Source organism: Nonomuraea antri (genome assembly GCF_013283785.1).
GTDB classification, from domain to species: Bacteria; Actinomycetota; Actinomycetes; order Streptosporangiales; family Streptosporangiaceae; genus Nonomuraea; species Nonomuraea antri.
Map to the genome: position 1 here is coordinate 1 of NZ_JABCPZ010000309.1, position 10,631 is coordinate 10,631.

Annotated in this window: 13 protein-coding genes; 6 read left to right on the plus strand and 7 right to left on the minus strand. The window is 72.4% G+C overall.

Annotated elements, in window-relative coordinates:
• Positions 1 to 94: 94 nt before the first annotated feature.
• Both HII36_RS49925 and HII36_RS49930 read right to left on the minus strand, forming a co-directional pair.
• Positions 95 to 610, minus strand: coding sequence for an aspartate carbamoyltransferase (locus tag HII36_RS49925; RefSeq protein ID WP_173530439.1), 516 nt, complete (start codon positions 608 to 610; stop codon positions 95 to 97).
• On the minus strand, positions 600 to 1,028 hold the full coding sequence (locus HII36_RS49930) for a MarR family winged helix-turn-helix transcriptional regulator (RefSeq protein WP_173530440.1): 429 nt from the start codon (positions 1,026 to 1,028) through the stop codon (positions 600 to 602). The genes HII36_RS49925 and HII36_RS49930 overlap by 11 nt, the downstream gene beginning before the upstream one ends.
• 108 nt (positions 1,029 to 1,136) lie before the next feature.
• Between HII36_RS49930 and HII36_RS49935 the strand changes: the two genes are divergently transcribed.
• From HII36_RS49935 to HII36_RS49955, 5 genes are all read left to right on the plus strand, one after another.
• A complete protein-coding gene (locus HII36_RS49935) occupies positions 1,137 to 1,418 on the plus strand; it encodes a metal-sensitive transcriptional regulator (RefSeq protein ID WP_173530441.1) in 282 nt (93 codons plus the stop codon).
• Between the two features lie 57 nt (positions 1,419 to 1,475).
• Entirely contained in the window at positions 1,476 to 1,688 is a 213-nt protein-coding gene (locus HII36_RS49940; protein ID WP_173530442.1) for a heavy-metal-associated domain-containing protein, read from the plus strand.
• Entirely contained in the window at positions 1,685 to 2,680 is a 996-nt protein-coding gene (locus HII36_RS49945) for a hypothetical protein (RefSeq protein WP_173530443.1), read from the plus strand. The genes HII36_RS49940 and HII36_RS49945 overlap by 4 nt, the downstream gene beginning before the upstream one ends.
• 21 nt (positions 2,681 to 2,701) lie before the next feature.
• Positions 2,702 to 4,933: a heavy metal translocating P-type ATPase gene (locus tag HII36_RS49950; RefSeq protein ID WP_173530444.1), complete on the plus strand. Its 2,232-nt coding sequence runs from the start codon at positions 2,702 to 2,704 to the stop codon at positions 4,931 to 4,933.
• A gap of 243 nt (positions 4,934 to 5,176) precedes the next feature.
• Complete coding sequence (locus HII36_RS49955) at positions 5,177 to 5,785, plus strand: MarC family protein (protein WP_173530445.1); 609 nt, start codon at positions 5,177 to 5,179, stop codon at positions 5,783 to 5,785.
• 15 nt (positions 5,786 to 5,800) lie between these two features.
• Here HII36_RS49955 and HII36_RS49960 read toward each other — a convergent pair whose 3' ends face one another.
• From HII36_RS49960 to HII36_RS49970, 3 genes are all read right to left on the minus strand, one after another.
• Entirely contained in the window at positions 5,801 to 6,751 is a 951-nt protein-coding gene (locus tag HII36_RS49960) for a M56 family metallopeptidase (RefSeq protein WP_173530446.1), read from the minus strand.
• Positions 6,748 to 7,122, minus strand: coding sequence for a BlaI/MecI/CopY family transcriptional regulator (locus HII36_RS49965; protein WP_217370950.1), 375 nt, complete (start codon positions 7,120 to 7,122; stop codon positions 6,748 to 6,750). Before HII36_RS49965 ends, HII36_RS49960 begins: the two co-directional genes overlap by 4 nt.
• 80 nt (positions 7,123 to 7,202) lie before the next feature.
• Positions 7,203 to 8,411 carry an NAD(P)/FAD-dependent oxidoreductase gene (locus HII36_RS49970; RefSeq protein WP_173530447.1) on the minus strand — a complete coding sequence of 403 codons (1,209 nt, stop codon included), beginning with the start codon at positions 8,409 to 8,411 and terminating at the stop codon, positions 7,203 to 7,205.
• A 164-nt stretch (positions 8,412 to 8,575) separates the two neighbouring features.
• Here HII36_RS49970 and HII36_RS49975 point away from each other — a divergent pair, with 164 nt between their 5' ends.
• Complete coding sequence (locus tag HII36_RS49975; RefSeq protein ID WP_173530448.1) at positions 8,576 to 8,785, plus strand: heavy-metal-associated domain-containing protein; 210 nt, start codon at positions 8,576 to 8,578, stop codon at positions 8,783 to 8,785.
• 114 nt (positions 8,786 to 8,899) lie between these two features.
• Here the strand turns inward: HII36_RS49975 and HII36_RS49980 are convergent, their stop codons facing one another.
• Entirely contained in the window at positions 8,900 to 9,775 is an 876-nt protein-coding gene (locus HII36_RS49980; protein ID WP_173530449.1) for a F510_1955 family glycosylhydrolase, read from the minus strand.
• A 1-nt stretch (position 9,776) separates the two neighbouring features.
• On the minus strand, positions 9,777 to 10,631 hold an 855-nt coding region (locus HII36_RS49985; protein ID WP_173530450.1), incomplete at its 5' end, for a multicopper oxidase family protein.

Consider the following 10,631-nt stretch of genomic DNA (forward strand, 5'->3'; position numbering starts at 1 on the left):
CGCCCACTGACCGGGCCCGCCGGCCTCCCGCCCGCACGGCCACCGGCTCACCGGTCCGGCCGGCGGTGGGTGCTGCGGCTGGGTGGGCGTCGGGTCAGCCGTGTTCGGCGTGCCGGCCGTGGTCGGAGACCTGGGCGTCGAACCAGGCGTGCAGCGCCTCGATCAGCGCCGCGTCCGACGTCGTGTACGTGATCGAGCCCCCGGCGGACGTCTCGGCGTACCGGACGTCGATGCGGGCGTGCCCCTGTTCGAGCGCCCGCAGCCCGGGCATCTCGCCGCCGTGGATGGCGGCGGGGTCGCCGTAGTCTCCGCTCCTGAAGGCCGCCGCCTCCGCGGCCAGGTGCTCCCTGATGAGCTTGACCTGCCCGGCGTCCGACGGTTCGTCGGCGGTCACGGTCTGGACGCCGCCGGTGCCCGACTTGGCGAACCTGTGCGTGGTCCGCTCCAGGTCGAACGGCATCACCCGGCCGCCCTTGGCCGCGATCTCGGCCTGACGTTCCGGCGTGGCGCCGGGCTCGTCCGGCCTGGTCAGGGTGTAGCCGGCGACGGCCAGGGCGATGGCGGCGAGTGCGGCGGCGAGCACCTGGACGCGCCGGTCCCTACGTTTCATCCACTGCCTCCGTGAGGATCTCCAGGGCGCGCAGCACACCGGCCCGCTCGCCCTCGGGGACGCGGCCGAGCACGGCGGCGAACCTGGCCGCCCTGGCCTCGGCGAGCCGGACGGCGGCGTCTTCGCCCGCCGGGGTGAGCCTGACCAGCACGCCGCGGCCGTCGCCCGGGGCCGGTGCGCGCTCGGCCCAGCCGCGGCCGATGAGCTGGCCGACCAGGCGGCTGGTGGTGCTCTTCTCCAGGCGGAGCCGGTGCGCCAGGTCGTTCTGCCGCAGCGCGCCGTCTCTGGCCAGCTCGCCCAGGGCGTGTGCCTCGGACACCGGGACGGGACGCCCGCACGGGGTCCGGTCCGGCTGATGCAGGCCGAACGCCCGGACGAAGCGCGCCACGGCCTCCTGCAGGTCCCTCTCCGCAGACATGGTTCGACCATACAACCAAATTCGTTTCGACGGATACCCCTCTTCCGGAAATACCATAGGGGGGTATAGTGTTATGCTGAAGGCAACGAAGCAGTGAGAGGAGCGGAGATGGCCGGATACAGCGGCACCAAACAAGACCACGGCATGCGCCTGCGCCGCATCGAGGGGCAGATCCGCGGCCTGCAGCGCATGGTCGAAGACGACAAATACTGCATCGACATCCTGACCCAGGTGTCGGCGGCCAGCAGCGCCCTGCGTTCCTTCGCGCTCTCGCTGCTCGAAGAGCACCTGGCCCACTGTGTCGCCGAGGCCACGCTGAAAGGCGGCCCCGAGGCCGACGCGAAGGTCAAGGAAGCCACCGACGCCATCGCCCGGCTCGTTCGTTCCTGAACGTCCGCCAGACCATTTGCCCGACCACTTGCCTGACCACTCGAAGGAGAGATCGATATGAGCACCGCCACCTACACCGTCAAGGGCATGACCTGCGGCCACTGCGTCAGCTCGGTGAAGGAAGAGGTCAGTGAGGTCGCCGGGGTCACTTCCGTGGAGGTCGACCTGGCCAGTGGCCTGCTGACGGTGAACAGCGACAGCCCGGTCGACACCGGCGCGATCAGCGCCGCCGTCGAGGAAGCCGGCTACGAACTGGTGGTGAACTCGTGAACACCGCGGCCAAGCTCGGCTCGTACGTCTTGGGGCTCGCCGTCGTCTTCGGCGGCGCGCTCGGTGTCGGCAAGGTGGTCGGCCCGGTCGGCACGCCACCTGCGGAAGACCACTCCGCGATGACCGCCACGACCTCCGCCGCGACCGCAGGTCACGGAGGGCACGCCGCCCAACCGGCCCAGCCGGCGAAGGCGGATACCCCCGGGGGGCTCCAAGTCTCGCAGGATGGCTACACGCTCAACCCGCTGACCACCCTCAAGCCCGGCGAGCCGACTGACTTCCGCTTCACCGTCACCGGCCCGGATGGGAAGCCGGTCACCGACTACCAGGTCGAGCACGACAAGAAGCTGCACTTCATCGTGGTCTCGCGTGACCTGTCCACCTTCCAGCACCTGCACCCGGAGATGGCCTCCGACGGCACCTGGTCGGTCAAGCTGACGCTGGCCGAGGCGGGCACGTACCGGGCGTTCGCCGACTTCGCGCCGACCGGCGGGAGCGGCATGACGCTCGGCGCCGACCTGCTCGTGGCGGGCGACTTCGCGCCCAAGGCGCTCCCGCAGACCACGCGCACGTCCGAGGTCGACGGCTACACGGTCACCCTCGACGGCGACCTGACGCCCGGGCAGTCCAGCAAGCTCACGCTCAAGGTGAGCAAGGACGGCAAGCCGGTCACCGACCTGCAGCCGTACCTGGGCGCCTACGGCCACCTGGTGGCGTTGCGCGCGGGCGACCTCGCCTACCTGCACGTCCACCCCGACGGCGAGCCCGGCGACGGCAAGACCAAGCCAGGCCCCGAGATCGTGTTCTACGCCGAGGCGCCGAGCACCGGCGGCTACCGTCTCTTCCTTGACTTCCAGCACGAGGGCAAGGTCCGCACCGCCGACTTCACGCTCCGCACCGGCCAGAGCGCCGACCCCGAGCCCGCGTCCACGTCCTCACCCACGCCTGCGCCGAAGTCCACCGGGCACGGCGACGACGGCCACAGCCACTGAGCGGGAGAAAGGAGAAAGGTGATGTCTTCCCTCACCGAAGACAGATCTGTCGAACTCTCGATCGGCGGCATGACCTGCGCGTCCTGCGCCAACCGCATCGAGCGCAGACTGAACAAGATGGACGGCGTGACCGCCACCGTCAACTACGCGACGGAGAAGGCGAAGGTCACCTTCCCCGAGGGCGTCGATCCGCAGACGCTGATCGGCGAGGTCGAGAAGGCGGGTTACACCGCCGCGCTCCCCGCCCCGCCCACGGCTGAGGCCGGAGAAGAGCAGGAGCCGGCCGACGAGCTCGCGCCGCTGCGGCAGCGCCTGATCACGGCCGTGACGCTGAGCGTCCCGGTGATCGCGATGGCGATGATCCCGCCGCTGCAGTTCACCAACTGGCAGTGGTTGTCGCTGGTGCTGGCCGCCCCGGTGGTGGTCTACGCCGGCTGGCCGTTCCACAAGGCCGCCTGGACGAACCTGCGTCACGGCGCGGCCACCATGGACACCCTGATCTCGCTCGGCACGATCGCCGCGCTCGGCTGGTCGCTGTGGGCGCTGTTCTTCGGCACCGCGGGCACTCCCGGGATGACGCACCCGTTCGCGTTCACCATCGAGCGCACCGACGGCTCGGGCAACATCTACCTGGAGGCCGCCGCCGGGGTCACCGCGTTCATCCTGGCCGGCCGCTACTTCGAGTCCCGCTCCAAGCGCCGGGCCGGAGCAGCCCTGCGCGCGCTGCTGGAACTGGGCGCCAAGGACGTCGCCGTGCTGCGCGACGGCGTGGAGACCCGCATCCCCAGCGACCAGCTCGTCGCGGGCGACAGGTTCGTCGTCCGGCCCGGCGAGAAGATCGCCACGGACGGTGTGATCGAAGAGGGCGCCAGCGCGGTCGACGCCTCGATGCTCACCGGCGAGTCGGTCCCGGTCGAGGTCAGACCCGGTGATGCCGTCACTGGCGCGACCGTGAACGCCGGCGGACGGCTGGTCGTCCGGGCCACCCGGGTCGGCGCCGACACCCAGCTCGCCCAGATGGCCAAGCTGGTGGAGGCGGCCCAGACCGGCAAGGCCCAGGTGCAGCGCCTGGCCGACCGCGTCTCCGGCATCTTCGTGCCGATCGTCATCGCGCTGGCACTCGGCACGCTCGGCTTCTGGCTGGGCACCGGCGACGGCGTCGGCGCGGCGTTCACCGCGGCGGTCGCGGTGCTGATCATCGCCTGCCCGTGCGCGCTGGGCCTGGCCACACCGACCGCGTTGCTGGTCGGCACCGGACGGGGCGCGCAGCTCGGCATCCTGATCAAGGGCCCGGAGGTCCTGGAGTCCACCCGCAGGATCGACACGATCGTCCTGGACAAGACCGGCACGGTCACCGAGGGCCGGATGACCCTCACCGGCGTCCACCTGGCCGACGGCCAGGACGAGGCCGAGGTGCTGCGCCTGGCCGGCGCGCTGGAGCACGCCTCGGAGCACCCGATCGCCCAGGCGATCGCCAAGGGCGCCGCGGCCAGGGTCGGCGAGCTGCCCACGCCCGAAGATTTCGCCAACGTCGAGGGTCTGGGCGTGCAGGGCATCGTCGACGGCCACGCCGTGCTGGTGGGCCGGCCCCGGCTGCTGGCCGAGTGGTCGCAGCACCTCACGTCCGAGCTGGAGCGGGCCCTGCACGCCGCCCAGGCGGCCGGCCGCACCGCGGTCGCGGTCGGCTGGGACGGTCAGGCCCGCGCGGTGCTGGAGGTGGCCGACGTGGTCAAGCCGACCAGCAAGGAGGCCATCGCCCAGCTCCGCGCCCTCGGGCTCACCCCGGTCCTGCTGACCGGCGACAACGAGCAGGTGGCCGAGACGGTCGCGGCCGAGGTCGGCATCGACGAGGTCATCGCCGAAGTCCTGCCGGCCGACAAGGTCGACGTGGTCAAGCGGCTGCAGGCGGAGGGCAAGGTGGTGGCCATGGTGGGCGACGGCGTGAACGACGCCGCCGCGCTGGCCCAGGCCGACCTGGGCCTGGCCATGGGCACCGGCACCGACGCCGCGATCGAGGCCTCCGACCTCACGCTGGTCAGAGGCGACCTGCGGGTGGCTGCCGACGCGATCCGGCTCTCACGCCGGACGCTGGGCACGATCAAGGGCAACCTGTTCTGGGCCTTCGCCTACAACGTGGCCGCCCTGCCGCTGGCCGCGCTCGGCCTGCTCAACCCGATGATCGCCGGGGCCGCGATGGCGTTCTCCAGCGTCTTCGTGGTCAGCAACAGCCTGCGGCTGCGTGCCTTCAAGTAGCTCAGCGGCGAGATGGCCCCGAACCCCCCGGTTCGGGGCCATCTGCTTTCCGCAAACAGGCCGGAATAGAAGAGGCGACCGGCCGGTTGAGCCGGCCGAGGAGGTGGGGACATGACGATCGATCGCGCCGCGTGGCTGCGCTGGACGGTGCCCTGCCCCGCCACGGTTCGCCGGCCCAGCCCGTCCGCCTGACCCTGACGCGCAGGTGGGCGGGGCGACACCGTCCACCCGTGGGGTCACGCCATGTCCAGCCTCTTCGTCCAGGCCTTCGTCACGCTGCTCGTCATCTTCGATCCGCTCGCCGCCATCCCCGTGTTCCTGACGCTCACCCGCGGTCAGAGCCAGGCCGCCCAGCGTCGTACCGCGCGGGTGTCCGTGCTGGTGGCGGCGGGGATCGTCACCGTCTTCGCCGTCGCGGGCAACCGCCTGCTCGACGCGCTGGGCATCTCGCTCCAGGCGTTGCAGGTGGCCGGCGGCGCGCTGCTCGCGCTGATCGCGCTCGACCTGCTCAAGGCCGACTGCGCACGTAACCGGGTGGACGCCGCGAGCGGCGCGGTGGCGTTCGTCCCGCTCGGCACGCCGCTGCTGGCCGGACCAGGCGCGATCGCCGCCACGATGTTGTACATGGAGCAGGCCGGCGACGCCGCGGCCGTGGCCTCGGTCGCACTCGCGCTGGCCGCCGCGCTGCTGCTGACCTGGCTGACGCTGCGTTTCTCGCCGTTCATCGGCCGCCTGCTCAAGGACAACGGGCTCAACCTCGTCACCCGCATCATGGGGTTGCTGGCCGCGGCCATCGCCGTCCAGCTCGTCGCCGGGGCGCTGCAGCACTGGGCGCGATGGGGAGTGTCCTGAACCCGGACCGAACGGTCACCAGGTGAGGATGGAGTGGCAGTGGTGCGCGAGGAACGCGCCGACCCCCGGCGCCGCGGCCACCGTGGCCGGGCCGGCGAGCAGTGAGGTCACCGCGAGCAGCCCGGCCAGGCGCTCCCGGCGGCCGAGCGGCGGCTGCGGGCTCAGCATCCTGCGCACCCGGGCCAGCGCGGTCTCGCCGCCCGCGCCCAGCGCGAACGCGGGCACCCGCCCGGTCGCCAGCCCCACCAGGGCGGCGGCGATGTGCACGCGGGGGTGCCTGCGGGCGGCCAGGTCGTCGGCCAGCAGTTCGACCAGCCGGGTGATCTCGGTACGGGCCCGCGCGAACAGCGGCACCCGGGGAAAGGCCGAGGCCAGGGTCTCGGCGGCGGCCAGCACCAGGTGATGGCGGCCGCGCAGGTGCGCCTGCTCGTGCGCGAGCACGGCCGCGACCTGCTCGGGGGCCAGCGAGCGCAGCGCGCCCGTGGTGATGACCGCGTGCCCGTTCCTGCCGGGCAGGCAGTACGCCAGGCGCTCGTCGTAGTCGACGACGACCGCGCCCAGCTCGCCGTCGTGCCGTCCGAGCAGGGACAACGCCTCGGCGTGCCGCCGTCGAGCGCCGCGCGCGCCGAGCAGCACCGCGGCGCTCACCCAGGTCAGCCGGACGGTGAGCAGCCCGGCGACGGCCAGCCCGGCCAGCGTGCCGGTGGCGCTCCACGTCACGCCGTCGCCGAGCAGGGCGGCGCAGGCCGCGAACAGCCCGGCCAGGCCGTGCCCGACGACCGACGCGGGCACGGCGGCGACGAACGCCGACAGCAGGGCCGAGACGATCACCGACGCGCTCGCCGCCTGCCACATCGCGATCGCCAGCCGGGGCGCGCGGTCGGCCCACGCCGCCCGGCGCAGCGCGCGGGGCAGGAGCACGGCCGCGGCCACGCAGTACAGAGCGAGGATCACCGCCACCGTCATGCGCCGCGCCCCTTCGGCGGGCAGACCAGCAGGGCGGCCTCCAGCGCGCTCGCCTCCTCCGGGGTGAGCCGTTCGAGGAAGTGCACGAGCGTGGCCGCCTGGTTGCCGCTGGTGGCCAGCGACTGGCGCATGACGTCGGCCGTGTACGCCTCCTTGGAGGAGATCGTCTCGTACACGTAGGCCCGGCCGACCGGCTTGCGTTTGAGCAGGCCTTTGGTGTGGAGCTTGTCCATCACCGTCATGACCGTCGTGTAGGCGAGGCTGCGGTCGCGCTGGAGGAATTCCAGCATGTCCCTGACCGACGCGGGCCGGTTGGTCGCCCACATACGATCCATGATCGTAGCCTCGAGCTCTCCCAAGCCCCGCACCATCTGCCCTGCCTTTCGGGTCGCGTCCACCTCATGCTACCGGCGGTCGTAGACGCGGGCAGGCCCTCTGTGCGGGGGAGTGCTCAGGTCAGGGCGTCGAGGTGGTCGCCGGCCGCGGTGGCGCGCTTGATCCGGATCAGGTCCTTCGGCGCGTTGACCGCCACCGCGCCCACCAGCCTGCCCGCCCGCGCGAAGGCGACGGCGAAGGCCCCGGCCGCGGGGTCGCCGGCGACGACGCGGGTCTCGTCGGCCAGGTGCGGCAGGCCGGCGGTCTGGACGCGGGCGCCGTGCACGTGCGTGGCGAACGACGGCAGCTCGGCGAACGGCTTGGCCGCCTCGGGCCCGGCCAGCAGGTTGAGCGCGGCGGCCGTGCCCTGGTCGTTGGCGTTCGACCAGTGCTCGACCCGAACGAGGTCACCGCCGAACAGCCCGTGCGGCCAGCGGACGACGTCACCGGCCGCGACCACGTCCGGCGCGACGGCCCCGGGATCCGGCGAGGCGGCGGCGTGCGGGACGGTCCTGGCGAACAGGGTCGCGTCGCAGACCACGCCGTCGTCCAGGACCAGGCCGCTGCCCGCCAGCCAGCCGGTGTTCGGCACGACGCCCAGGCCCGCGATCACCACGTCGGCGGGCAGCGTGCGGCCGTCGCTCAGGCGCACCCCGGTCACCCGGCCGGTGCCCGTCAGGCCGGTCACGCGCGTCCCGCTGACGAGTTCCACGCCGTTGGCGCGGTGGTGGTCCGCCAGCCAGCGCGCCGCCGTCGTGCCGACCACGCCCAGCATGGGGTACGGCGAGGCGTCCACGAGCGTCACCGACAGGCCCAGCGAGCGGACGGTCGACGCGACCTCGCCGCCGATGAAGCCGCCGCCGATGACCACCACGTTCGCGTGACCGGCGGCGAGCGCGGCACGCAAGTCCAGGGAGTCCTCGACCGTGCGGAGCGAGTGCACGCCGTCGAGGTGGCCGGGGAGCGTGCGCGGCCGGGCGCCGGTGGCGATGATCAGGCCATCGTAGGCGACCTCGGCGCCGTCGTCCAAGGTGATCCGCCGTTCTGCGGCGTCGAGCCGGACGGCGGCGCGCCCCTTCAGCCACGCTTCACCCAGCTCTTCCGCGCCGGGCAGGGTGATCTCGTCGTCGCCCTTGAGCATGCTCTTGGACAGGGGCGGACGGTTGTAGGGCACATGCCGCTCGGCGCCGATCAGGGTGATCTCACCCGCGAAGCCCTCTCGGCGCAACGCCTGCACGGCACGCAGCCCGGCCAGGGACGCGCCTACGACTGCTATCGAATTCATGGTCGTCGTCATGGCAGGAAAGATACCCGAAGGGGGTATCAGGGTCGGGGTGATTTAGATCTCAGGTACCGGTAGGGGGTACGGGTTGCCGCAGGCGGCTCGGGTGCCGTAGGGTCCATCGCGCCGATACCTGCCAGGGGTATCGTGGATCGAGGGGAGTGGGCATGAGCAGCAGCACCTACACCGTGAGCGGAATGACCTGCGGCGGCTGCGTCGGCACGGTGAAGTCCGAGGTGGCGAAGGTGGCCGGGGTCACGGCTGTCGAGGTGGAGCTCGGCAGCGGGCGGCTGACGGTGACGGGGGACGGCCCGATCGACGAGGCGCGCGTCAGGGACGCGGTGGAAGAGGCCGGCTACGAGCTGACCGCCGTCTGACGTCCCCCGCGACGGCAGTTCCTGTTCGACGAGGGCCTTCCGCTCGGCGAGGGATTCCTCGGGTCGGTGGCCCGCCGGAGGCGGCGACCGTGGTCACGGTCGCCGCCTCCGGGGTCAGGGCCGGTGGACGACGGTGAAGTCCTGGCCGGCGTTCTTGGACTCGTAGACGGTGCCGTCCATGGCGGCGGCCAGCAGGTGGTCGGCCGATACCGCGGTGAAGGCCACCGCCTGCATCGGCAGGCGGCCGGCCGGGCGCCAGGTGGCGGCGCCGTCCGAGCTGGTGTGCACCTGGCCGTCCGGGGCGATGCCGGCCAGCCGGCCCCGGCCCGTGACGTCCAGGAACGACAGCAGCGGCGCGGTCTGCACTGGTTTGAAGGTCCGGCCCGCGTCCGTGCTGACCCGCACGCCCGCGGGGGTGGTGGCGTAGAGCCGCTCGGGTTCGGACGCACCGGCGGCGAGGTCGAGCAGGTCGAGCCGGGCGGCCGGTTCCAGGTCACGTCCCCGGCCGCGCCAGATCTGGCCGGTCTGCGAGTCGTAGCCGTAGACGGTCGAGCCCGCGACCTGCAGCGCGTGGAAGTCCGCCGCGCCGGCCAGCGCCACCTGCTCCCAGGTGCGACCGGCGTCGGACGACCTGATCAGACCCAGATGCGGGGCCTGACCTGCGCCGATGTCGGCGGCGGACGGGTGGCCGCTGGCGTAGAAGGTGCCCGGCCCGGCGACCGTGAAGCCCATGTGGTCGGCGTCGCGGTCGCCCACCCTGGACAGCTTCCCGCCCTCCAGGGCGAACAGCCCGAAGTGTCCGGCCACGTACGTCCTGCCGGTCGCCGGATCGACCCCCAGGCCGTGCACGTGCCCGACACCCGGATCGGCGGACGCATCGGCGGCCTGCTGCTTCGCGCCAGGTTGTACCGGCTGCTGCCCGCTCGTCCCGCACGCGGTCAACATCAGGGCCAGAGCCAGGGGCAGAGTCGGCGTCAGTTTCTTGATCATGTCAGGCCTCGTAACCGAGGAGGCTCATCATCCCGGCCTCCGCGTGGTAGACGTTGTGGCAGTGGATCATCCACACGCCGGGGTTGTCGGCGTCGAAGTCGACGTCGAGGGTCTTGCCCGGCAGCACGATCGCCGTGTCCTTCCGCGCGCCGGAGGGCAGCGCGAAGGTGTGGCCGTGCAGGTGCATCGGGTGCCACATGAGGCTCCGGTTGACGAACGACAGCCTGACCCGCTCGCCCGACCTGATCGGCTCGACGACCTTCGGGTCGTACTTCCTGCCGTTGATCGCCCAGTCGTACTTGGCCATGGTGCCGGTGAGCGCGAGCTTGATCGTCCTGTCGGGGGTGCGTGGCGTCAGCCGTACGGCGGCGGCGGGCGTGAGCCGGTCGTAGCCGATCAGGCGGCCGTCCAGTTCGGCCGGCCGGGCGTCCGCCCTGGGCGCGCGGGCGGACGCGGCGGTCCTGACCAGGGCGCGGGCCAGGCCGCGCTTGCCCTCGGCCAGCGCCACCAGCGGGAACACCCCGTCCTTGACCGTCACCAGGACGTCATAGCGCTCACCCATGCCGAGCAGCACGGCATCGGTCTCGACCGGCTCGACCGGGAAGCCGTCGGCGTGCGTCACGGTCAGGACGTGGCCGCCCAGCGACACCCGGAACGCGGTGTCACCCCCGGCGTTGATCAACCTGATCCTGACGCGGGCGCCCGGCTTGACGGTGAAGGTCTCCGGCGCGGCCGGCACCCGGCCGTTGATCAGGAAGTGCGGGTAGTAGACGTCGCCCGCGTCGCCGCCGAGCAGGTCGCTCTCGGCGTTCATCATCATGTGCGGCCACTTGGGCGATGCGGGGGTGGTGGGGGC